Here is a 22,254-nt window from a genome sequence, read left to right as displayed (position 1 = left end):
GTTCAGGACCTCCGTCCAGTACGTGGGGGCCGGGCCGTGCGCGACGGCCGCGCCGCTCGGCGTCCGCCGCGGGTAGTGGTGGTCGGGCCCTTCCGCGTACCGCTTCCTACAGGAAGGAGTTGATCTCGATCGTCTCCGTGCGGCCGGGGCCCACGCCGATCGCGGAGATCGGGGCGCCCGACATCTCCTCCAGCGCCTTCACGTACGCCTGCGCGTTCTTCGGCAGGTCCGCGAAGGTCTTCGCCTTGGTGATGTCCTCGGACCAGCCCGGCAGCATCTCGTAGACCGGCTTCGCGTGGTGGAAGTCGGTCTGCGAGTAGGGCAGCTCCTCGACGCGCTTGCCGTCGATCTCGTACGCGACGCAGACCGGGATCTGCTCCCAGCCCGTCAGCACGTCGAGCTTGGTGAGGAAGAAGTCCGTCAGGCCGTTGACGCGGGTCGCGTAGCGGGCGATGACCGCGTCGAACCAGCCGCAGCGGCGGTCACGGCCGGTGGTGACACCGCGCTCGCCGCCGATGCGGCGCAGCGCCTCGCCGTCCTCGTCGAACAGCTCCGTCGGGAACGGGCCGGCGCCGACGCGGGTCGTGTACGCCTTGAGGATGCCGATGACGCGGGAGATCTTCGTCGGGCCCACGCCCGCGCCCGTGCAGGCGCCGCCCGCGGTCGGGTTCGAGGAGGTGACGAAGGGGTACGTGCCGTGGTCGACGTCGAGGAGCGTGCCCTGGCCGCCCTCGAAGAGCACGACCTTGTCCTCGTCGAGCGCGTTGTTGAGGATCAGGGTGGTGTCCGCGACGTACGGCTTGATCTGCTCCGCGTACTGGAGCATCTCCTCGACGATCTGCGCGGCGTCGATCGCGCGGCGGTTGTACAGCTTGGCGAGGAGCTGGTTCTTCCCCTCCAGGGCCGCTTCGACCTTCTGGGTGAGGATCGACTCGTCGTACAGGTCCTGGACCCGGATGCCGACGCGGTTGATCTTGTCGGCGTAGGTCGGGCCGATGCCGCGACCCGTGGTGCCGATCTTGCGCTTACCGAGGAACCGTTCCGTCACCTTGTCGAGGGTGACGTTGTACGGGGTGATCAGGTGGGCGTTGCCGCTGATCAGGAGCTTCGACGTGTCGACACCGCGGTCGTTCAGTCCGCTCAGCTCGGAGAGCAGGACCGCCGGGTCGACGACGACACCGTTTCCGATCACCGGGGTGCACCCCGGGGAGAGGATTCCGGAAGGGAGGAGATGCAGCGCGTACTTCTGGTCGCCCACGACGACCGTGTGGCCGGCATTGTTGCCGCCCTGGTAACGCACCACGTAGTCCACGGATCCACCGAGGAGGTCGGTGGCCTTTCCCTTGCCCTCGTCACCCCACTGAGCACCGAGCAGCACAAGTGCGGGCACAGGCGTACACCCCTTCCGGGTGGGGCATGTCCAAGGTCAGGGGGCGTACGCCGCCTCACCGGTGTGCCCCGGAATAGACGAAGCCCCTGGCGCAATAGCGCAAGGGGCTCTTGCACAAAGATGCTACCCGAGGAAGGACCGAGGTGTCGGATCACGACCAGCTGCTGGTCATCGTCGACCCGGTCGCCCGCCGAAATGACGGCGAGTCCGTACGGATCGCGAAAGACGTGCTGTCCGCGGGCGCGGAGGCGAAGATCTGCCTGCCGGACGGCCCCGAGGAATTCTGCCGGGCCCTGGCCCGGCGCGGCTCCCGGCGCCCCGTCGTCCTCGGCGACGACCGCGCGCTGCTCCGCACGGTGGCCCTGCTGCACCGCGAGCGGGGGTTCGCCGAGGGGGTCCTCTCGCTCGTTCCGATCGGTGCCCCGGACGATCTGGAGGTGGCCCACGCGCTCGGCGTGCCGCGTTCCACGCCGGCGGCGGCGCGGGCGGTCCTCCACGGGGCCGTGCGCCGTCTCGACCTGCTCGTCGACGACAGCGACGGCGTCGTCCTCGGCGACCTGCTGGTCCCGGGCCTGCCCGACCTCGCCCCGGCGCCGTCCGTCTGGGACACCTGCCGCACCCTCGTCCGCACCCTCGTCCGGCCGGCCCCCTCGGCCCTCGCCGTCCGCACGCACCGGCTGCGGGTGGAGGCGGACGGGGTGCTGCTCGCCGACGTCGACGCGCCGGTGGAGGGCCTGACGGTCCGCTCCACGGGTGGTACGGCGGAGGTGACCGTCCACCCGTCGGCGGCCCCGCCGCGCCGCGCGACCGCCCACACCCTCACCGTCTCGGGCCCCGACTTCCGCTACCGCGCCGACGGCCGGGTCGCGGGACCGGTGCGGCGGCGGACGTGGACGGTCCGCGCGGGGGCGTGGGGGCTGACCCTGCCCCGGGACACCCCCTAGGGCCTGTCCGACCCTGATCCGCCGGACAGGCCCTGGCCGAGCGTCCTCGCCGAATTGACGGTGGCGCGCCGTGTTCCTCAGGCCCTAGCGTCGGCGCAGGGTTACCGGAGGGGCGGGGGGACGTGCGATGGGGTGTGCGCTGGACGTCGAGGAGACGGCGGGGGCGCTGGAGCGGTACCGGCGAAGAGCGGGGGGACTGATCGGCGCGGGGGCCGTGACGCTCGCCCTGGCCGCCACCGCCGGGATCGCCGGGGTCTCCGGCCCGGTCTCCTGGATCCTCGCGCTCGGGATCGTCGCGATGGGCGCCGGGACCGGCTCGCTGGTCCTCGCGCGGCGGATGCGGCGGGCCCTCGGCGCGGGCGTCTGGTCGGCGCATCCCGCCGTGGCGGTCGGCCACAGCCGGTACGCGACGAGCGTCGTGCTGCGCTCCCCGGACGGCGGTGAGGCGTGGCCGCTGACCGTGATCGCGACCCGGCAGCGCTACGAGCTGATACGGCCGGGTCCGGACGGCGTGCTGTGGTGGTGCGGCGACCCGCGTACGGGCGGGGTCCTCGCCCCGCCCGGTGGCGGGGAGCCGATCTGGGCGAAGCCGCTGCGCGGCGGGCGCGTGCGCCGCCGGATCGTGGCGCGCGCGGAGGCGGAGGGCCTGATGCGCCGGGCGGCCCCGCGGCAGCCGCAGGAGCCGGAGCCTGTGCATGCGCCGGTGCCTGAGCCTGGACCTGTGCGCGTGCCCGGCGTCGGGCCCGACGCCGTGGACGGCCGTCGCGTACGGCTCGACAAGGCGCCTCCCGCGCCCGGGCCGACGTACGCGGTGCTCGCCTCGCACGCCCGGCGCCAGGCCGTGCCGCAGGACAAGGCGCTCCGCCCGGAGGCGGACGTGCGCAAGGTGGCCTGGTGGCGGGTGCGGAGCCTGCGGCGAACCGCCGGAACGACCCGGGTGCTGGTCGCGCTCGCGTTCTGCGCGGCCGTCGGCGCGGTCACGCTGACCGGGCCGACGGGGGGCGACGCCGTGAAGCTGTACGCCATCGACGTGGTGGTCCTGGGCGCTCTCGCGTACTCCTGCTACGACCTGCTGGTCACCGGCAGGCCCGCGGCGCGGCTGATGGCCCGGGCCGCGACCTCCTCCCCGCCCACCCCGCGCCGGTACGTCCTGCTGTACGACCCGCACGGCGGCGGCCCCGTCCTGGTGCTGTTCCCCGTCCACGGCGGCCTGTACGCCCGGCCCGAGGGGCTGCTCCAGCTGATTCCGCCCGGCCCGCCGAAGAAGCCGCGCCGCGGGCTGCCGTCCCGGCCCGTCGGCACCGCCTGGCTGCACGGCTGGCAGGACTTCACCGCCGACGGCCGCATGCCGTTCGTCGCGCCCTGGATCGAGGGGCGCCCGCTGTGGCCGGCGGGGCCGTACTGGGAGGACGACGGGCGGCCGGAGTTCACCGCGACCCTGGAGCGGCTCGCCCCTCCGCTGGAGGCCCCGGCCCCCTGATCAGTCCGCCTGCGCCTTCTTGTGGGCGCGCCAGCGGTCCATGATCCCGGACATCTCGCCGTGCAGGAAGGCGAAGAACTCGGCGGTCTCCGCGATGCGGCGGCCCGCCGAGCTGTCCGTCCCGAGGGTCGCGGCGCCCTCGTCGAGGACCTTCTCCCAGCGGGTGAGGGTCTGGTCGCGGCGGGTGAAGGTCTCGTACCAGAGCTCGTTGTGGAGGACGTACCGCTCGCGGCGGGTGCCGGGGTCGCGCTCCCGGCTGACCATGCTGACCTGGCCGAGGTAGCGGATCGCGCCGGAGACGGCGGCCGGGCTGATCCGCAGCTGTTCGGCCAGCTCCGCCGAGGTCATGGAGGCCGTCTCGGAGGCGAGGAGGGCCGCGAAGACGCGGCTCGCCATGCGCTGCATGCCCGCGGCGGTCATCTCGGCGGCGAAGCGCTCCACGAAGCGGGAGACCGCCTCGTCGTCGGCCCCGTCGGTCTTCGTCGTCATCTCGCTCTCACCCATCCTCTGACTTTATACGGTTCCTTAACTTCACAAATTTGTGAAACTACCGTACGTTCAGAAGCATGACGAAGGCAATCAGCGTCGTCGGACTCCACAAGTCCTTCGGGCGCACCCACGCCCTCGCCGGCCTCGACCTCACCGTCGAGGCCGGCGAGGTCCACGGCTTCCTCGGCCCCAACGGCGCCGGGAAGTCCACCACCATCCGGGTCCTCCTGGGCCTGCTGCGGCCCGACTCCGGCGCCGCCCGGCTCCTCGGCCGCGACCCCTGGCGCGACGCCGTCGAGCTCCACCGCCGGATCGCGTACGTCCCCGGCGACGTGACGCTCTGGCGCAACCTCTCCGGCGGCGAGGTCATCGACCTGTACGGCAGGCTGCGCGGGGGCGGCCGCCTCGACGAGGCCCGGCGGGCCGAGCTGATCGAGCGCTTCGAGCTCGACCCCACCAAGAAGGGCCGCACCTACTCCAAGGGCAACCGGCAGAAGGTCGCCCTGGTCGCCGCCTTCGCCGCCGACGTCGACCTGCTCGTCCTCGACGAGCCGACCAGCGGCCTCGACCCGCTGATGGAGGAGGTCTTCCAGAGCTGTGTCGAGGAGGCCCGCGACCGGGGCCGGACCGTCCTGCTGTCGAGCCACATCCTCAGCGAGGTCGAGGCGCTCTGCGACCGGATCAGCATCGTCCGCAAGGGCCGGACCGTCGAGTCGGGCTCGCTCGCGCAGCTGCGGCACCTGACCCGTACCAGCGTCACCGCCGAACTCGCCGGACCGCCCGACGGCCTCGCCCACCTCCCCGGCGTCCACGGGCTCGACGTGCAGGGAGGCCGCGTGAGGTTCCAGGTCGACACCGACAAGCTCGACGCCGCCCTCCGCTCCCTGACCGCCTCGGGCGTACGGAGCCTGACCTCCACCCCGCCCACCCTGGAGGAGCTCTTCCTCCGGCACTACACGGACGAGGTGGCGTCATGACCCTCGCCGGCACCGGCGTCCTCACCCGGCTCGCGCTCCGCCGCGACCGGCTGGTGCTCCCCGTCTGGGCGCTCGTCACCGGCGGCATGGTCGCGAGCGGCGCCGGCTCCCTCGGCGGGCTGTACTCCACGGCCGCCGAGCGGGCCGAACTCGCCGCCTCCATGACCGCCAACAGCTCGATGCGCGCCCTGTACGGACCGGTCTTCGGCGACTCCCTCGGCGGGCTCGTCGCCTGGCGCTTCGGCACCTTCGGCACGGTCCTCGCCGCCGTCGCGAGCCTGATCGTGGTGGTCCGGCACACCCGCGAGGAGGAGGAGACGGGCCGTCAGGAGATGCTGTCCGCCGGGGCGGTGGGCCGCCGGGCCCCGTTGACGGCGGCGCTCCTCGCCGCCCTCGTCCTCAACACGGCCGTCGCCCTCGTCGTCACCGCCGGCCTCGCCGGACAGGGCGCGGCCGGGGCCCTCGCGCTCGGTCTGGCGATCGGCGGCACCGGCATGGTCTTCGCGACCACGGCCGCGCTCGCCGCCCAGCTCACGGAGAGCGCCCGGCTCGCCAAGGGCCTGTCGGCCGCCGTCCTGGGCCTGGCGTTCGTCCTGCGGGCGGCCGGCGACTCCGGCACGGCGGACGGAGGCTCGGTCCTGACCTGGCTCTCGCCGATCGGCTGGGCCGAGCACGTCCGCGCCTTCGCCGACGAGCGCTGGTGGGTGCTGCTCCTGATCCTCGCCGCCGTCCTGGCGCAGACGGCGGCGGCGTACGCGCTGACCGCCCGCCGGGACGTCGGCGCAAGCTTCCTCCCGACCCGGCCGGGCCCGGCGGAGGGGCGGCTCGCGACGGCCGGGGCGCTCGCCTGGCGGCTCCAGCGCGGCACGCTCCTCGGCTGGTCCCTCGGCTTCCTGCTCGGCGGGCTCGTCTTCGGCGGGATGGTCGAGGGCGCGGCCGACATCGTCGGCGACAACGAACGGGCCCGGGAGATCTTCGAGCGGATGGGCGGCCAGAGCGCGCTGACCGACGCCTTCCTCGCCACCATGGTCTCCCTCCTCGGGATGCTCGCGGCGCTGTACGCGGTGGGGTCCGTGCTGCGGCCGCACGGGGAGGAGACCTCGGGCCGGGCCGAACCGCTCCTCGCGGGCTCCCTCGGCCGGCTCCGCTGGGCCGCCGGGCACCTGGTGATCGCCTTCGGCGGCTCGGCCCTGATCCTGGTCCTCGGCGGGCTCGGTCTGACCCTCGCGTACGGGCACGAGCCCGGCCCGATCCTGGGCGCCGCGCTCGTCCAGCTCCCGGGCGTCTGGACGCTCGCCGGGCTCGCGGTCCTGCTCTGGGGCGCCGCCCCGAAGGCCGCGACCGCCGCGTGGGGCGTGGCCGGCCTCTGCCTGGCCCTCGGCTGGATCGGCCCCGCCCTGGACCTGCCGCAGGCCGTCCTGGACCTCTCCCCCTTCGGGCACCTGCCGAGGCTGCCGGGCCCCGACATGGCCTGGACCCCGGTCCTGGTCCTGACGGCCCTGGCGGCGGCCCTGACGGCGACGGGCCTGGCGGGGCTGCGCCGCCGGGACATCAGCGGTTGAGCGTCACACCTCCACGAGCAGCTCCTCGAAGCCCCGGATGACGTACCCCGGCTTCCACACTGGTTCCGCCGCGAGCCTCAGCCCCGGCGCCTGCCTCAGCAACTCGCCGAAGACGGCGGTCAGTTCGAGGCGGGCGAGCGGGGCTCCGAGGCAGTAGTGGATGCCGGCGCCGAAGGTGATGTGCGGGTTGTCGGCCCGTTCGAGGTCGAGGACGTCGGCGGTGGGGCCGAAGCGGGCGGGGTCGCGGTTGGCGGAGCCGAAGAGGAGGGCGACCTCGGAGCCGCGCGGGAGGGTGACGCCGCCGAGCTCGATGTCGTCGAGGACCCAGCGCTCGAACATCTGGAGCGGGGTGTCGTAGCGCAGAAGTTCTTCCACAGCTGTGGACAACTTTTCGGGATGCGGCCGGACGCCCTCCCTGAGCAGCGTCCACCAGCCGTTGACCGTGGTGTTCACCGTGGCCTCGTGGCCCGCGTTGAGGAGCAGGACACAGGTGGAGATCATCTCCTGTTCCGTCAGCTCCTCCACCGCGATCAGGGACGAGATCAGGTCGTTTCCCGGACTCTTCCGCCGCCGCGCGATCAGCTCCCGCAGATAGTCCGAGAACTCCACCGAGGCCTCGACCGCCCGCCGGGCCGTCTCCTGCGAGGGATTCAGCTCGAACATCCCGCAGATCGCCGCCGACCAGGGCCGCAGCCGCCCCCGCTCCTCGTCCTCCGCGGGGATGCCGAGCATCTCGGCGATCACCGCGACCGGCAGCGGCTCGGCGACGGCGGACAGCAGATCGCCGCCGCCCGCCGCGACCAGGTCACCGACGAGACCGGCGGCGAGGCCCCGTACCGTCGGCGCCAGGTCCTCCACCGTCCTCGGCGTGAACGCCTTCGACACCAGCCGCCGGATCCGGGTGTGGTCGGCCGCCTCCAGGTCGAGCAGCCCGTGGTCGTTGAGCGTGTGGAACGGCTCGTGCGCGGCGTCCGGCGCCTCCCGGCCGAACTCCTCGTGCGTGAAGCGGTGCGTGTACGTCCGGCCCAGGCGCCGGTCCCGGAGAAGGGCCGACACGTCCTCGTGGTGCGGGATCAGCCACTGGCGGGTGGGGGCGTGCCAGTGCGCGCGGCCGGCGGCGCGCAGCTCGGCGTAGGCGGGATACGGGTCGGCGACGAACTCCGCCGACCAGGGGTCGTACACAGCGTCAACAGCGTCCATGTCCGGACGCTACCCCCGGACCGGGCACCGCTCCCCCGGACCGGCGCCTCACCCGGACCGGGCACCGCTCCCCTGGACCGGGCACCGCTCCCGTGCCGACGCCGTCCCCGGACCGGCGCCTCACCCGCCGGCCCGCACCAATCCCGCCTCGTACGCGAAGACCGCCGCCTGCGTGCGGTCGCGCAGGCCCAGCTTCACCAGGATGCGGCTGACGTGCGTCTTGATCGTCGACTCGGCGACGACGAGGTGATCGGCGATCTCGGCGTTCGACAGGCCCTGCGCGATGAGGACGAGGACCTCCGTCTCCCGCTCGGTCAGCTCCCCGATCTGCGCCGTCGCCGGCGGGCGCGGGGAGCCCGGCGCCTTCGCGAACTCGGTGATCAGCCGCTTGGTGACGGTCGGCGCGAGCAGCGCCTCGCCGGCCGCGACCACCCGGACGCCGTCCGCGAGCTGCCGGGCCGAGGCGTCCTTGAGGAGGAAGCCGGAGGCCCCGGCGCGCAGCGCCTGGTACACGTACTCGTCGAGGTCGAAGGTGGTCAGGACCAGCACCTTCGCGTCCGCGTCGGCGGCGACGATCTCCCGGGTGGCCTCGATGCCGTTCAGCTCGGGCATCCGGATGTCCATGAGGACCACGTCGGGCCGGAGGGCGGCGACCTGCGCGATCGCCTCCCGGCCGTTGACCGCCTCGCCGACGACCTCGATGTCCGGCATCGCGCCGAGCAGCACCGAGAAGCCCTCGCGGACCATCATCTGGTCGTCGACGATCAGTACGCGGATCACTGCACGGCCTCCTCGCGGCTCACGGGGACGAAGGCCGTCACCTCGTAGCCACCGTCGTCGGTCGCCTCGGCCGTCATCTCCCCGCCCAGCATCGTCACACGCTCCCGCATGCCGGTGATGCCGTGTCCGGCGCCCATCGAAGGGGGCGGGCGCAGCCCTCCGTCAGGGGTGGTGGCCGGGTGACGGGCGGGCTTGACGAGACCGCGCGCGGGCCCGTTGGCGATCCGCAGCCCCAGACCACCCAGGACGTAACTGACCTCGACCTTCGCCGCCGCGCCCGGTGCGTGCCGCAGCACGTTCGACAGGGCCTCCTGGACGATCCGGTACGCGGAGAGCTCCACGCCCTGCGGCAGCTCGCGCACCGCGCCGGTCACCGTCTTCGTCACGTCGAGCCCGGCCTCGCGGACGTTGCCGACGAGCGCGTCCAGGTCGCCGAGGGTCGGCTGCGGCGCGTCGGGAGCCTCGTAGTCCTCGGCCCGGACGACCCCGAGGATGCGGCGCAGCTCGGTCAGCGCGGCGACGGCGTTCTCCCGGATGGTGAGGAACGCCTGCTCCAGCTCCGGCGGCGGGTTCTCCACCCGGTACGGCGCGGCCTCCGCCTGGATGGCGACCACCGACATGTGGTGGGCGACGACGTCGTGCAGCTCCCGCGCGATGGTCGTCCGCTCCTCCAGGAGGGTCCGCTTCGAACGCTCCTGCGCGGTGACGGTCTGCTGGGCGGTGACCTCGCGGGTCGCCTGGCGGCGGACCTGGAAGACGGTGACGGTGAGCAGGGCGAGGGCCGCGACGAAGAGCAGCGGGACCGAGTCGGAGCTGCGCCCGACCCCGAGGAACATCTCGGCGAAGAGGCAGTAGCCCGCCGTCACCAGCCACATCCACGCGGCCGTACGGGGCCGGGAGCGGGCGGCGACGACGGCGAGGACCGCCAGATGGGCGGCGAGCGAGTTCGCCGCCCAGGGCCAGCCGCCCGCGTAACCGGCGAGGTATCCGACGAACGGGGCCGACGCCAGCGAGGCCCAGAAGGCGAGGACCGGCCGGACCAGGGTGAGCAGCACGATCGCGGCCGGCACGAGGCCGGTCACGAGCCCGATCGGGCCGAGGGCGCCGTGGAAGCGCTCCATCCCGATGATGAAGACGATCAGCGCCGTGAACGCGACGACGGCGTGCGGCAGCAGACCGGCGTACACCCGTATCCGCTGCGGCAGGAAGCGCGTCGGCCCGCTGTTCACGTCCATGCGCGGCAGCGGCCGGTAGGCGAAGGCGTCGTGGAGGAGTTCCTGGCGCAGCCCGCCGAGCGCCACCTGCACCAGGCGGAACTCGGGGCTGCGGCTCGTCTCGGAGGACTGTGTCTGGGTCACACCGAAACCGTACGGGGGGCGGGGAACCCGGTCGTCCCGCTGGATGCGGATCCTTCCGGGTCCCCCTTGAGGACTAGGGCAGGCCTCAGATCACGCTGTTGAACTTGGTGCCCTCGCCGGAGTACAGCGTCGTCCGCTGAAGGCTGAAGGGGGCGGTGACGACACCCGTCGAGCGGTAGAAGGCCGTGCCACCCGATCCGTACGCGATCAGGTCCGGGCGCCCGTCGTTGTCCAGGTCGCCGGCGCCGACGAGCTGGGAGAAGACGCCCCAGCCGCCGCCGATCCTCACGCGGGGGGCGAAGCCGCCGGCGCCGTTGCCCTGGTACAGCCAGAGGACGCCGTAGGTGTCCCGGGCGACCAGGTCGCCGGCGGCCGTGCCCGCGATGTTCCCGACGGCGGTGATGTTGTTGTAGACCTGCCAGCCGCCGCCGATCCGGACCCGCGGCGCGTACGGCTTCGCGTAGTTCCCGGTGCCCTTGTAGAACCACAGGACACCCGCGCTGTCCGTGCCCACCAGGTCGGGGCGGCCGTCGCCGTCGAGGTCCGAGCCGCCGGTGATCTTGTTGTAGGTCTGCCAGCCCGTGCCGACCTGCGTCCGGGGGGCGAACGTGCCGTCGCCCTTGGCGAGGTAGATCCACTGCGCGCCGGAGCCGTCGACCGCGATCAGGTCGCCGGGGGCGGCGCCGCCGATGTTGCCGACGGCCTCGATCTGCTTGTACACGCCCCAGCCCGCGCCGATGCGGGTGCGCCCGGCGACGTTGACCTGGCCGTTCACCGGACGGTCCCGCAGGTCGTCGCGCCACAGCACGCCGGAGGCGTCCCGGGCGAGGACGTCGGTGGAGCCGTTGTTCGTGTAGTCGTGCGGGTTGGGCGTCCGGCTGAGCTCCATACGCCGGGTGTCCCGGACGGTCTCTCCGATGGCATCGACCTGCGTGGCCTGCATCGCGACCGTGTACGCGCCGTTCGGTGCGTCGTCGGTGTCGGGTGCGTTGGGTCCGTAGACCTCGCCGGCCCAGTCGAAGGAGAAGCGGGAGGTGCCGTCCGTGACGGGTTCGAGGTGCTGGCGGAAGACCTTGCCCGTCGCGATGTGAGTGAGCGTCACGTCCATGGTGGCGTCGGGGCGCGACAGCGTCCACCCCAGCGCCACCTTGCCGCCGCTCTTGTCGAGGTTGACCGTCGTGGGGACGTGGGACCGCACGACGGCCAGGGGGGCGCCGAGCTCCATGTCCGCGATCTTGGTGACGGCCAGGTCACCGTTCTCCGCGTTCCCCAGCCGGAACAGGCCGCGGGTGCCGTCGGGGCGCTCGCCGCTGACCACTGACGTGTCGCCGCCCTCGGCCGCCAGACCGGTCGTACCGGAGCCGTTGGTGACGGGGCGGCTGTCGCCGGAGGCCAGGGAGTAGGCCCTGACGCCCGCCGCCGGGTTTCCGAGGATCAGCCAGTCGCCCGCGAGCGCGGTGAGGTCGGTCTCCGCGGAACTGAGGATCTTCGTGGTCCGCTTCGGGTCCTGGCCGCGCGAGACCGTCGTGAGGGTGATCGCGGTGCCCGCACGCTCGTACCAGCCCACGTACGACTCGGAGAACAGCAGGTGGCTGAAGTCGATGCCGCCCTCGGCGGCGCCGTACGTGAGAACGACGGACCCGGAGGCGATGTCGATGACGGACCGACCACCGGCCATCGGGTCGCTCTTGCTGGCCATGTGGCCGACAAGGACCTGCCCGTTCACGATCGGTGCGTCGCTCCAGAAGTGCTGGGCGTGGGCGGGCAGACCGGTCACCGGCTCGGTGTCGAGCGCGGCGCCGTTCCTGGTCACCACGAGCAGCTCCGCCTCGCCGTCGCCCTTCTGTACCTGCGCGAGGACGCTCGTCGGGCCGAGGACGGTCACGTAGGAGGCGTTCAGGGAGGAAAGGTCGATGGTCACGCTCGGGGCGGCCGGGTCGGCCATGTTCCGCAGGGTGACCGCCCGCATGTCGCGGGCGGACGGCGCGTCGCCGACGACGAGCACGTCGCCGCCGGCCGAGGCCCACCCGCCGCCGTCCGGCACCGCGACCGGCGTCGGCGCCCCGCCGTCGTACGGGGTCCAGAGCAGTGCCGAAGTGCTGCTACCGGACGCGAACCGGTCGTGCGTGAGGAAGCCTGAAGGCCCTGTGGCCAGGACCTGAGCGCCCGTCGGAAAGACGGGCAGAGTGCTGGTCTCGGCGGCCGCCTGGGCGGGTGCCGCGAAGACCGCCGGTGCCGTCGCCAGGGTGCCGGCACCGAGGGCCGTGACGGCGAGGACCGCCGTCACGGCCGAGGTGAGACGGGTACGGGTGGTGCGGAGCTGCAAGATGGAACCCCCACGAGGAAGATCGGGCACGGGAGCGTGTGCCCGATCAGACCCGCGAGGGGTTCGAAGGGTTGTACGGAAAATCAGGGGAATCTCAGATTCCAGGCCCGTCGCCCACCGCCCGCCGCTCACCACGCCAGCTGGGCGATCTCCTCCGCCACCACCGCGCACGCGTCCGCCGCCGGGTCGATCAGCGGGAAGTGGCCGATGCCCTCCAGGAGCGTCAGGCCGACCTCCTCGCCCGCCTTCGCCGCCGCCTCCGCGTACGCCTCGGCCACCGCGTACGGCACGACGACGTCCTCGCGGCCCTGGACGACGGTGGTCGCGATGCCGGTCGGGAGGAGGACGGACGGGTCCGCGAAGGCCGCGCGCCCCTCGTACGAGGACTCGCCGCCCAGCAGCTCCGTGACCGCTCCGCCGCACACCCCGAGTTCCACCGCCCGCCCGAAGTGGGAGATCGGGGCGAGGGCGACGACCCCGCGCAGCTCCGGCGGGGCGGGGAGCCGCCACGGGGAGCCGGCGGGCAGGACGTGCCGGGCGGCGGCCCACAGCGCGAGGTGGCCGCCCGCCGAGTGGCCGGTGAGGACGGTCCGCCGCGGGTCGGCCTGCGGGAGGTGCGCGGCGGCCAGGTCCGCCACGGCGTCGAGCGCCGCCGCCACGTCGTCGAAGGTCTCCGGCCAGCGCCCGGCGACCGGGGCCGTACCGCCCTGATGGGGGAGGCCGGGCCCGCGCCGGTACTCGACGCTGGCCACGGCGAAGCCCCGGCGGGCCAGGAAGTCCACGAAGGGGGTCAGGTGCTGCCGGTCGTACGGTGCCCGCCAGGCGCCGCCGTGCAGGGCGACGACGAGCGGGGCCGGGGCGCGCCCGTCGCGCGGGGCGTAGAAGTCGACCACCTGGTCCGGGTGGTCGCCGTACGCGGCGGTGGCGTCCGGGGTGACGGCCGGGTGCGAGAAGGCCGACGCCTCTTCGGCGGCATCGCGCGCGGCGGGGTCCGGCATGCTGTTCCAACCTCTCGTGTGCGGGGCCGAATCGGCCTGACCTGCGGGGACGGTACCAGCACCGGAACCCCCGCAGATCAGGCGATGATCCGACCTATCGAAGAACCTCCGCGAGGATCCTCGCCGCCCGCTCCGCGTCCGCGAAGCCCACGTACAGCGGGGTGAAACCGAACCGCAGGATGTCCGAGCGGCGCAGGTCGCCGACGACCCCCCGCTTGATCAGCTCCGCCATGACGGCGGGCGCGTCCGCGCAGCGCAGTGCCACCTGGCTGCCGCGCTCGGCGCCCGCCCCGGGGGTCACGGAGGTGACGCGGCCCTCGGGGACGTACGCCTCGACGCACTCCAGGAAGAAGTCCGTCAGCGCCAGCGACTTGGCCCGCACGTCCTCGATCGCGACGCCGTCCCAGACGTCGAGCGCCGCTTCGAGGGCCAGCATGGACAGGATGTCGGGCGTGCCGACCCGGCCCCGGAGCACGCCGGACGCCGCCTCGTAGCCGGGGGTCATGCCGAACGGGTCGGCGTGCGAGTTCCAGCCGGGCAGCGGCGAGTCGAAGGCGGCCTGGTGGCGCTCGGCGACGTACAGGTACGCGGGCGAACCGGGGCCGCCGTTCAGGTACTTGTAGGTGCAGCCGACGGCCAGGTCGACCCCGTGGGCGTCCAGGCCGACGGGCAGGGCGCCCGCGCTGTGGCACAGGTCCCAGACCGCGAGCGCGCCCGCCGCGTGGAGCGCGGCGGTGAGCCCGGGCAGGTCCTGGAGCCGGCCCATGCGGTAGTCGACGTGGTTGACGAGCGCGAGGGCCGTGCGGTCGCTCACCGCGGCCGCCATGTCGGCCGGGTCGCATGCCACGATCTCGCGACCCGTCAGCCGCGCCGCGGACTCGGCGATGTACCCGTCCGTGGGAAAGGTCGTCGCGTCGACGAGGATCTCGTCGCGGTCGTCGCCGTTCAGCCGGGTGGCCGCGACGACCGCCTTGAAGACGTTCACGCTCGTCGAGTCGCCGACCACGATCTGCCCCGGGGCGGCGCCGACGATCGGGGCGATCCGGTCGCCGATCCGCTCGGGCGCGGTCCACCAGCCGGACTCGTCCCAGGAGCGGATGCGCAGCTCGCCCCACTCGCGGGTGATGACGTCGGCCATGCGGGCCGGGACGTGCGCGGGCAGGGCGCCCAGCGAGTTGCCGTCCAGGTAGACGGTCTCCTCGTCGAGGGCGAACTTCGCGCGGTGCCCGGCGAGGCCGTCGGCGGCGTCGAGCGCCTTCGCTCGCTGGATGTAGGACTCAGACATGGCTGCGGGCCGTCCAGAGCTCGGGGAACACGTTCTTCTGGGCCCGCTTCTCCAGCCAGGCCACGCCCGCGGAGCCACCGGTGCCGGTCTTCGCGCCCATCGCGCGCCGGGTCGCCACCAGGTGGTCGTTGCGCCAGCGCCAGACCAGTTCGGCGACGTCGCTCAGGGCCTCGCCGAGCCGGACGAGCTCGCCGTTCTGGTCGGCGTCCGCGTAGATCCCGGCCCAGACCGCCTCGACCTCGGGCGAGGGCTCGTACCGCTGCGCCAGGTCACGGCCGAGGACCGACGCCGGCACGGGCAGGCCGCGCCGGGCGAGGAACCCGAGGACCTCGTCGTACAGGCTGGGCTCGTGCAGCGCCTTCTCCAGCTCGGCGTGGACGCGGGGCGCGCCCCGGTGCGGGACGAGCATGGAGGCGGACTTCTCGCCGAGCAGGAACTCCATCCGCCGGTACATGGCCGACTGGAAGCCGGAACCCTCGCCGAGCGCGGACCGGTAGGCGTTGAACTGGCCGGGGGTGAGCTGGGCGAGCGGCCGCCAGGAGTGGTTGAGGGCCTCCAGCTCGCGCACCGAGCGCTTGAGCGCGTCCATCGCGACGGGGACCCGGTCCTCGCGCAGGGCGCGGCTCGCGGTCTCCCACTCGTGGACGATCACCGTGAACCACAGCTCCATGACCTGGGTCGTGACCAGGAAGACCATCTCGCCGGGGTCGTCCGAGCGCAGGTGCTGGAGGTGGGTGAGGACGTCCGCCTGGACGTAGTCCTCGTACGGCGTCGTACCCGCGAAGTCGAGGTTCGGGTCGTCGACGACCGAGCCGGCTCCGGAGGCATCGGGGAAGGTGGACATTTCTGTCTCCTCGATACGGGCTACCGGGTAGCGGTCCGCTCCACCGCGCGCTCTGCTGGGCGCCACGGGAGCTCCGGTCCCCTCGGGAGGCGTGCTTCTTCGCGCGCGTCCCAAGCGCATCATGACACGATCGGGCCCGTGATGTAGATCCCCTCTTCGTCATACGGAAAAGCGTTCGATCGGCAGCCGTTCAGGCCCTTGATCTGCTGCATCATCGCGGGCGCGAGCCTGCCCGGCCCCGGGCAGCCCATGTGCGAGCGGATGCCGATCTCGTGCCCCACCTCGTGGTTGATGATCAGGTGCCGGTACTCCGCCGGCTCCCCCGCGAAGGTCGGCGAGCCGAGCATCCACCGCTTGAGGTTCACCACGACGCCGTCGGTGGTCTCGCAGTTCAGCTCGCCGTGGGTGTGGTAGCCCTGCCGCGCGCAGAGCGCGTCGGCGGTGTCCGGGGTGGCGATCCTGATGACGAAGTCGGCGTCCTCCGAGACCAGCTGGAACCGGCCCCGGCCGTGCGCGGCCCAGCTGCGCGGATGGGCCAGGATCCGCTGGATCTCCGCGGCCGTCTCGCGCGCCGAGAGCGCGATGCCGTCCTCGACCTGGACCCGGTAGCGGCGCAGGGTGCCGCCGTGGCCGACGGGCTCGCCCGAGGCCCGCGCGGCGGTGAAGGTGCCGGAGCCGGACTGCGGGACGGCGGTCCGCTTCGGCTTGGGCTTGGGCTTGGGCTTGGGCCTGGGTTTCTGTGTCTTCCCGGTCTTCCCGGTCTTCCCGGTCTTCCCGGGCGCCGGCTTCGGCGGCGGCTTCGGCTTCGCCGCCGGGGGCCGGGTGCTCGGGGCGGTCACCGGCGGTGCCACCGCCCCGGGGGCCGCCGTGCCGTCCGCCCCCCTGCCCTGGAAGTGCGCGAGCGCTGCCCCGGCACCGAGCGAGACCGCCACCAGGGCCAGGGCCGGAAGGGCGAGGCGGGGCCCCGGCCTGCGCTTCCTCCGCGTTCCCCGCCGTCCTGCGGGTAAGGCACGTTTTCCCACGACAGACTTCCCCCCGGGTCCTGCGGTTTCGGGGATCGTACCCGCCGACTCGAACGCCCTCGAACGGAACGGGCGGATCTGGCCCCCGGACCCGGGGGTTCCCGTCCGGTCGGTCCGCGCCGGTCAGTCCGCGATGCCGAAGCGGGCGTGCAGGCGCTTCAGCGGCGCCGGGGCCCACCAGTTGGCCCGCCCGGCCGGCCGCACCAGGACCCCGGTCTGACGACCCTGCGGACGGTCTCCCCGGTGCGCCCCGCGTCCTGTCCGTGACGCCTCGGGCGCGACCGCCCGGGTGGCAGACTGCACGCATGGACATTCACCAGAACCTGCTGGGCGGACCGAACCCGACCTACCTCCCGGAGAACGAGGAGGCGAACCGCCTGCTCGTCGAGGAGTCGAAGCCGCCGGTCGAGGTCGCCGCCGCTCACCCCACCTTCTCCCTGGCCTGGGCCCTGCTCGCCGACGAGGCGTGGGAGGCGGGCCGCGTGGTCGAGTCGTACGCCTACGCCCGCACCGGCTACCACCGGGGTCTCGACGCGCTGCGCCGCGCGGGCTGGAAGGGCCACGGCCCCATCCCCTGGGAGCACGGCGCCAACCGCGGCTTCCTGCGCTGCCTGGCCGCGCTCGCCCGTGCCGCGGAGGCGATCGGTGAGCAGGACGAGGCGGAGCGCTGCGGGCAGTTCCTGAAGGACAGCAGCGCCGAGGCGTACGCCGAGCTCTCGAAGTAACGGCGGCCGGGGGCGCGGGCCGGGGCCCGCCATCAGGCCGGGAAGCCGAAGGCCGGAACCCTCGCCCTCGCCCTCGGATCAGGGCGTCGTGCCCCGCCGCCCCGGGTCCAGGGGCGGGGCCTGCACCCCGCAGTGGACCCTGCACCCCGGGTGGCAGCCCGCCGACGCGGCCGGGGTCCGCATGGTCGTCCAGGCGAGGACCGCGCCCACCACCAGGACCCCCGCGCACATCGGCATTGCCCGCCGGAACGTCTCCCCGAACTCCTCCGCCGAGCGGTACGCCTCCGGGCCCATCCCGGCGAGCAGCGGCAGCGCGGCCACCGCGATCAGCCCGGCCGCGCGGGCGGCCGCGTTGTTGATGCCGCTCGCGAGGCCCGCCCTGGACACGTCCACCGAGGCGAGGACGGTCGCGGTCAGCGGGGCGACCAGGGCCGTCATGCCGAGCCCGAGGACGAGCAGCGCCGGCAGCACGTCCCGTACGTACGAGGCGTCCTCCCCGGCCCGCAGCATCAGCAGCATCCCGCCGGCGCACAGCAGCGGCCCCACCGTGAGCGGGATCCGGGGCCCGATCCTCTCCCCCAGCTCCCCGGACTTCGCCGACAGCAGCAGCATGAGCACGGTCGTCGGCAGCAGGGCCATACCGGCGCCGAGCGCCGAGTAGCCGGAGACCACCTGGAGCTGGAGGGCCACCAGGAAGAAGAAGCCGCCGAACGCCGCGTACACGCACAGGGTGACCAGATTGACCGCGGTGAACAGCCGCGACCGGAAGATCGACGGCGGCACCATCGCCCGCTCCCCGCGCCGCCGCTCCACCACCGTGAACCCGGCCCCCACCACCGCCCCGGCCGCCCCGGCCCACCAGGCCGCGCCGATCAGCGCGTACGTGACGAGGCCGAGCGCCACCGCGCCCAGGACCGCGCCGAGCACGTCGAAGCGGCCGTGCGCGGTCTCGTCCCGCGACTCCGGCACGTGCCGCAGGGCGACCGGCACGCAGACGGCGGCGAGCGGCACGTTCAGCAGGAACACCCACCGCCAGCCGGGTCCGTCCACCAGCCAGCCGCCCACGAACGGGCCGACCGCCGCGCCCACACCGCCGAAGCCCGACCAGAGCCCGACGGCCCGCGCCCGGTCGTCCTCGTGGAAGCTCGCCTGGATCAGGGCGAGGGAGCCGGGTGTGAGCAGCGCCCCGCCCACCCCCTGGAGGGCGCGGGCCGCGACCAGCACCCCGGCGTTCGGGGCGAGGCCGCAGAGCAGCGAGGCCGCCGCGAACCACACCACCCCGATCACGAAGACCCGGCGCCGCCCGAACCGGTCGCCGAGCGAGCCGCCGAGGAGGATCAGCCCGGCCAGGGTCAGCATGTAGGCGTTGACCGTCCACTGGAGGACGGCGAGGTCGGCGCCCAGGTCCTCGCCGATGTGCGGCAGGGCGACGTTGACGACGGTCGAGTCGAGCAGCGCCATCCCGGACCCGAGCACGGTCGTGAAGACGATCCAGCGTCCCGTCCCCGAGGTCATCCGCACGTCCCGCACGCCCATGCCTGCATGGTCCCGCGAACGCGGGAGCCCCGCCCACCGAAGTCGGCGGACGGGGCTCCTCGGTCACGGGGACCGGCGTGCGGGTCAGCGGGTGAAGTTGAAGTACTTCCACGCGCCGTAGTTCGTGCTGTTCACACGGTCTCCCGACAGCCCGTCCACGTACGCCGTGCGGATCCGGGCGCGGATACCGGCCGCCCCGTCGCCGTCGAAGGCGATGTACGCCATGCCGCCGCTGCTCAGCGGGACGTAGTCCTCGGCGCCGGTGCGCCAGGCGCCGGCGTACCAGACCTGGAGCTCGTACTTGGTCTTGCGGCCGGGGTACGGGTTGTTCCAGGCGGTGACCAGCGGGTCGGCGGTCTGGTGGTACGTCTGGTACCAGGTGGTGCCGATCTTCGTCCACTTGTAGTGCCGGGACAGGGTGGTCGTCAGGCCGGCCTTCGTGTTGACCGCCGAGGTGGCCGTGGACGCGCCCGAGCGGGTGTCACCGGCGAAGACGGCGGACACATAGGTGTCGCGGGTCATCTTGAGCGTCACCGACAGCTTGCCGGCCGAGTTGACCGTGCCGCGCTTGAGCAGCCGCTTCGGCTCGGGGCCGTACGGGTCGGCCCAGATCTCCACGACCCGGTTGCGGTACGTCCAGCCCAGCGCCGCCGTGTACGTCACGTTGGTGTTGTAGGCGACGGTGCGACCGTTCTGGTCGAGCTTCAGGTACGTCGGGAACGGCGTCACCTTGACGACGGCCGCGCCGTTGTTGTTGGCGCGCTTGGCGTCACCCGCGTACGCCACCCGGTACGTGACCTTCCCGGCCGCGGCCGGGGTGTCCGCGAACGAGAACGCGCCGTTCGTCCCGAGCTTCCGTGTCCCGAGCGCCTTGCCCTGCGGGTACTCGGCGTCGTACCGCGTCACCGTGAGGGGCGTGCCCGACGGCAGCGGCAGCGTGGAGGTGACCGTGCCGGAGACCGTGAGCGGCTTGTTGATGGTCGCGGTGGCCGGAGCCTTCACCGTCACGGTGGTGGTGTGGTACTTGGGCGTCGTGTAGATCTTGAGCTCGTACGCCGACCGGCCCGGGATCTGCACGGCGGCGAAGAGCCGGGTGCTGTCGGGCGCCCACGCCAGGTCGCCGTACACCAGCCAGGACTTCGTGTCCCGGACGCTCGCCGGCACCTTGGAACCGCCGGCGAAGACGAAGATGTCACCGGTGTCGTACGTGTCCCACGTGGCACCGGCCACGGTGCCGTCCGGGGCGATGGCGACACCCTCCGCGCTCGACGAGACCGGGAAGCTCTCCAGTTCGGAGAGGTCGGTCAGGCTGAGCCGGCTGAGCGAGGTGGTGCGGTCCGCCACGACGAGGCTCTTGCCGTCCGGGGCGATCTCCGGGTCCTTCACGAAGCCCTGGCGCTCGACGGACGCGCGGACGACCGGCGTGCCCGACGAGGTGTCGTACACGACGATCGGGCCCGAGCTGATGGTGCCGTCGGAGGCGACGAGCGTGTCCGGCGCCGCCGGGTCGGTGCGGAGCGTGGGCGGATTCGACCAGTCGGCCCCCGTCGTGAGGGCGAGGGACACGGTCGGCGTGGCCGTGGTCAGGTCGACGGAGCCGAGCTCCGAGTCCCAGTTCTCGCCGTAGCCGAACCAGAGGCGGCCGGCGGCGGCCTCGACGGTGGACGGCTTGGTGCCGGCGCCCGTCGGGTACTCGGTGGTGACGGCAAGCTGCGCCGTGTCGACGGCGACGATCTTGTCCGCGTTCTCCAGCGCCGCGTAGAGCGTGCCCGAGTCGGCGGAGAGGTCGAGGTCGCGGACGTAGGGCAGGTCGCCGATGCTCTTCACGAACGTGCCGGCGAAGTCGGTGACGACGATGCGGTTGTTGTACGTGTCGCTGAAGAACAGGCGCTGGTGGGCGCCGTCCACGACCATGTCGCTGATCGTGGAGACGTTCAGCGGGACGACCGAGTCCGCGGCGGCCGGAGCCGCCGTGCTCGTGACGATCGCCGCGGAACCAAAGAGGACCGCGAGCGACGTCGCGGTCGAGAGAGCGCGCTTGCGCACGATGAAGAGACCCCCCAGAAACATGGTCTCCGGCCCTCAGAGCGGGGCACGGTGCACGAAGACTAGAACACGTCTCCGACACCGCGCCTCCCGGTATCGGCATCCGGCAAGTGCGGCCCGGTGCCCCCGGTCAGCCGCGGCGCAGCCGCGCCGCCGCCCTGACCAGTGCGCCCACGCCCCGCTCGGCCTTGCTCCGGGGGCAGCCGACGTTCAGCCGGACGAAGCCGGGCGTGCCGTACACCCCGCCCGGCATGATCGCGACCTTCTCCACCGCCACCAGCTCCTCCTGGAGCCGGCTCTCCTCGATGCCGAGCGGCCGCAGGTCGATCCAGGCCAGGTAGCCGGCCTGCGGGGGCGTCCAGTCGACCTCCGGCAGCCCTTCCGCGAGGCGCTCCCGGACCATGTCCATCGTCCCCGCCACGTATCCGCGCAGCTCGTCCAGCCAGGCCGCGCCCCGCCGGTACGCGGCGATGTGCGCGGTCAGGGAGAGCACCGCGGGCGAGGCGAGCCCCTCGCCGGTCTCCATGCGCCGGATGAACGCCTCGCGCTCGTCGGGGTCGCCGACCATGCCGTACGAGCCGGAGAGCGCCGGAAAGTTGAAGGCCTTCGTGCCGGAGGTGATCAGGGCCCAGCGGCGGCCCCGTCCCGGCTCGGCGATCCGGGTCCAGGGGACGTGCCGGTGGCCCTCGGTCGTCAGGTCGGCGTGGATCTCGTCGCTGACGACGGCCGCGCCGTACCGCTCGGCCAGCCCGGCGAAGACGGTGAGCTCCTCCTCCGTCCACACCCGGCCGGTCGGGTTGTGCGGGGAGCAGAGCAGCAGCATCCGGCTGTCCGGCCGGGCGAGCTCCCGCTCCAGGGCCGCCGGGTCGTCGAGCGGGACGCCCCGCAGCTCGCGCCCGAGTCCGGTGACGGCCTTGCGGAAGCCGTCGTACGTGGGGGTGTGGACGACCACGCCGTCGCCGGGTTCCGTCCACATCCGGAGGAGCTGCGAGAGCTGGGAGAGCACGGAGGGCGCGTACACCAGCGTCCCGGGGTCGACCTCGGCGTCGTACCGGCTCGCGTACCAGTGGCGGATCGCCTCCCGGAACTCCCCGAGGCGCCAGTCGGTGTAGCCGAAGACCCCGTGGTCGACGCGCTCGCGCAGGGCCGCGAGGACCTCCGGCGGGGAGGCGAAGTCCATGTCGGAGATGGTGAAGGGCAGCAGATCGGGGACGCCGAAGCGGTCCGCGATCCCGTCCCACTGGACCGAAGCGGTCCCGTGCCGGTCTGTCTGCCGGTCGAAGTCGTACATC

At 73.3% G+C, this 22,254-nt stretch carries 19 protein-coding genes; 5 read left to right on the top strand and 14 right to left on the bottom strand.

All coding sequences use genetic code 11. The annotated features are described in order from the left end of the window. Positions 1-106 precede the first annotated feature (106 nt). Positions 107-1,390: an adenylosuccinate synthase gene (locus tag ABZ318_RS02865; RefSeq protein ID WP_356900707.1), complete on the bottom strand. Its 1,284-nt coding sequence runs from the start codon at positions 1,388-1,390 to the stop codon at positions 107-109. Positions 1,391-1,500: 110 nt separating this feature from the next. Between ABZ318_RS02865 and ABZ318_RS02860 the strand changes: the two genes are divergently transcribed. Continuing rightward, a complete protein-coding gene (locus ABZ318_RS02860; RefSeq protein WP_356900706.1) occupies positions 1,501-2,334 on the top strand; it encodes a diacylglycerol kinase in 834 nt (277 codons plus the stop codon). A 127-nt stretch (positions 2,335-2,461) separates the two neighbouring features. Beyond that, positions 2,462-3,814, top strand: a complete 1,353-nt coding sequence (locus ABZ318_RS02855) for a hypothetical protein (RefSeq protein WP_356900705.1) — start codon at positions 2,462-2,464, stop codon at positions 3,812-3,814. On the opposite strand, the gene ABZ318_RS02850 is transcribed toward ABZ318_RS02855, so the two are convergent. After that, positions 3,815-4,318, bottom strand: coding sequence for a MarR family transcriptional regulator (locus ABZ318_RS02850; RefSeq protein WP_356900704.1), 504 nt, complete (start codon positions 4,316-4,318; stop codon positions 3,815-3,817). It abuts the gene before it with no gap. 62 nt (positions 4,319-4,380) lie between these two features. On the opposite strand from ABZ318_RS02850, the gene ABZ318_RS02845 reads away from it, so the two are divergent. After that, on the top strand, positions 4,381-5,280 hold the full coding sequence (locus ABZ318_RS02845) for an ABC transporter ATP-binding protein (RefSeq protein WP_356900703.1): 900 nt from the start codon (positions 4,381-4,383) through the stop codon (positions 5,278-5,280). Then, on the top strand, positions 5,277-6,842 hold the full coding sequence (locus ABZ318_RS02840) for an ABC transporter permease (protein WP_356900702.1): 1,566 nt from the start codon (positions 5,277-5,279) through the stop codon (positions 6,840-6,842). The genes ABZ318_RS02845 and ABZ318_RS02840 overlap by 4 nt, the downstream gene beginning before the upstream one ends. A 3-nt stretch (positions 6,843-6,845) precedes the next feature. On the opposite strand, the gene ABZ318_RS02835 is transcribed toward ABZ318_RS02840, so the two are convergent. From ABZ318_RS02835 to ABZ318_RS02795, 9 genes are all read right to left on the bottom strand, one after another. Then, positions 6,846-8,042, bottom strand: a complete 1,197-nt coding sequence (locus tag ABZ318_RS02835; RefSeq protein ID WP_356900701.1) for a cytochrome P450 — start codon at positions 8,040-8,042, stop codon at positions 6,846-6,848. A gap of 120 nt (positions 8,043-8,162) precedes the next feature. Beyond that, positions 8,163-8,822, bottom strand: a complete 660-nt coding sequence (locus tag ABZ318_RS02830) for a response regulator transcription factor (RefSeq protein WP_356900700.1) — start codon at positions 8,820-8,822, stop codon at positions 8,163-8,165. Further along, positions 8,819-10,180 (bottom strand): histidine kinase, encoded by a 1,362-nt coding sequence (locus ABZ318_RS02825; protein ID WP_356900699.1) that lies wholly within the window; start codon positions 10,178-10,180, stop codon positions 8,819-8,821. The genes ABZ318_RS02830 and ABZ318_RS02825 overlap by 4 nt, the downstream gene beginning before the upstream one ends. Positions 10,181-10,265: 85 nt before the next feature. After that, positions 10,266-12,506 carry a VCBS repeat-containing protein gene (locus tag ABZ318_RS02820; protein ID WP_356900698.1) on the bottom strand — a complete coding sequence of 747 codons (2,241 nt, stop codon included), beginning with the start codon at positions 12,504-12,506 and terminating at the stop codon, positions 10,266-10,268. Positions 12,507-12,634: 128 nt separating this feature from the next. Further along, positions 12,635-13,504 carry an alpha/beta hydrolase fold domain-containing protein gene (locus ABZ318_RS02815; protein WP_356900697.1) on the bottom strand — a complete coding sequence of 290 codons (870 nt, stop codon included), beginning with the start codon at positions 13,502-13,504 and terminating at the stop codon, positions 12,635-12,637. A 94-nt stretch (positions 13,505-13,598) separates the two neighbouring features. After that, entirely contained in the window at positions 13,599-14,789 is a 1,191-nt protein-coding gene (kynU, locus tag ABZ318_RS02810) for a kynureninase (RefSeq protein ID WP_356900696.1), read from the bottom strand. Further along, positions 14,782-15,633, bottom strand: a complete 852-nt coding sequence (locus ABZ318_RS02805) for a tryptophan 2,3-dioxygenase (protein WP_030690816.1) — start codon at positions 15,631-15,633, stop codon at positions 14,782-14,784. Before ABZ318_RS02805 ends, kynU begins: the two co-directional genes overlap by 8 nt. A gap of 119 nt (positions 15,634-15,752) precedes the next feature. Further along, positions 15,753-16,565: a DUF3152 domain-containing protein gene (locus tag ABZ318_RS02800; protein ID WP_356900695.1), complete on the bottom strand. Its 813-nt coding sequence runs from the start codon at positions 16,563-16,565 to the stop codon at positions 15,753-15,755. Between the two features lie 213 nt (positions 16,566-16,778). Further along, positions 16,779-16,958, bottom strand: coding sequence for a hypothetical protein (locus tag ABZ318_RS02795; RefSeq protein WP_356900694.1), 180 nt, complete (start codon positions 16,956-16,958; stop codon positions 16,779-16,781). Between the two features lie 2 nt (positions 16,959-16,960). Between ABZ318_RS02795 and ABZ318_RS02790 the strand changes: the two genes are divergently transcribed. Next, complete coding sequence (locus ABZ318_RS02790) at positions 16,961-17,380, top strand: DUF3151 domain-containing protein (RefSeq protein ID WP_356900693.1); 420 nt, start codon at positions 16,961-16,963, stop codon at positions 17,378-17,380. A gap of 78 nt (positions 17,381-17,458) precedes the next feature. Here the strand turns inward: ABZ318_RS02790 and ABZ318_RS02785 are convergent, their stop codons facing one another. The 3 genes from ABZ318_RS02785 to ABZ318_RS02775 all read right to left on the bottom strand — a co-directional run bounded on the left by ABZ318_RS02785 (position 17,459) and on the right by ABZ318_RS02775 (position 22,253). Then, positions 17,459-18,916, bottom strand: coding sequence for an MFS transporter (locus tag ABZ318_RS02785; protein ID WP_356900692.1), 1,458 nt, complete (start codon positions 18,914-18,916; stop codon positions 17,459-17,461). An 84-nt stretch (positions 18,917-19,000) separates the two neighbouring features. Next, positions 19,001-20,962, bottom strand: a complete 1,962-nt coding sequence (locus ABZ318_RS02780; RefSeq protein ID WP_356900691.1) for an Ig-like domain repeat protein — start codon at positions 20,960-20,962, stop codon at positions 19,001-19,003. A 130-nt stretch (positions 20,963-21,092) separates the two neighbouring features. Beyond that, positions 21,093-22,253 carry a MalY/PatB family protein gene (locus tag ABZ318_RS02775; protein ID WP_356900690.1) on the bottom strand — a complete coding sequence of 387 codons (1,161 nt, stop codon included), beginning with the start codon at positions 22,251-22,253 and terminating at the stop codon, positions 21,093-21,095. Position 22,254 lies beyond the last annotated feature (1 nt).

This window comes from Streptomyces sp. NPDC006197 (assembly GCF_040613865.1).
Classification (GTDB): domain Bacteria; phylum Actinomycetota; class Actinomycetes; order Streptomycetales; family Streptomycetaceae; genus Streptomyces.
The sequence above is the reverse complement of the archived record's forward strand: the minus strand, read 5'-3'. Positions and strand labels throughout refer to the sequence as shown.

Excerpts from the sequence above, each read along its gene's own strand:
- ABZ318_RS02850 (WP_356900704.1), bottom strand. The coding sequence starts at position 4,318 with ATGGGTGAGAGCGAGATGACGACGAAGACCGACGGGGCCGACGACGAG.
- ABZ318_RS02790 (WP_356900693.1), top strand. The coding sequence starts at position 16,961 with ATGGACATTCACCAGAACCTGCTGGGCGGACCGAACCCGACCTACCTC.
- ABZ318_RS02835 (WP_356900701.1), bottom strand. The coding sequence starts at position 8,042 with ATGGACGCTGTTGACGCTGTGTACGACCCCTGGTCGGCGGAGTTCGTC.
- ABZ318_RS02805 (WP_030690816.1), bottom strand. The coding sequence starts at position 15,633 with ATGTCCACCTTCCCCGATGCCTCCGGAGCCGGCTCGGTCGTCGACGAC.
- ABZ318_RS02775 (WP_356900690.1), bottom strand. The coding sequence starts at position 22,253 with ATGTACGACTTCGACCGGCAGACAGACCGGCACGGGACCGCTTCGGTC.
- kynU (WP_356900696.1), bottom strand. The coding sequence starts at position 14,789 with ATGTCTGAGTCCTACATCCAGCGAGCGAAGGCGCTCGACGCCGCCGAC.
- ABZ318_RS02845 (WP_356900703.1), top strand. The coding sequence starts at position 4,381 with ATGACGAAGGCAATCAGCGTCGTCGGACTCCACAAGTCCTTCGGGCGC.
- ABZ318_RS02855 (WP_356900705.1), top strand. The coding sequence starts at position 2,462 with ATGGGGTGTGCGCTGGACGTCGAGGAGACGGCGGGGGCGCTGGAGCGG.
- ABZ318_RS02785 (WP_356900692.1), bottom strand. The coding sequence starts at position 18,916 with ATGGGCGTGCGGGACGTGCGGATGACCTCGGGGACGGGACGCTGGATC.
- ABZ318_RS02840 (WP_356900702.1), top strand. The coding sequence starts at position 5,277 with ATGACCCTCGCCGGCACCGGCGTCCTCACCCGGCTCGCGCTCCGCCGC.
- ABZ318_RS02815 (WP_356900697.1), bottom strand. The coding sequence starts at position 13,504 with ATGCCGGACCCCGCCGCGCGCGATGCCGCCGAAGAGGCGTCGGCCTTC.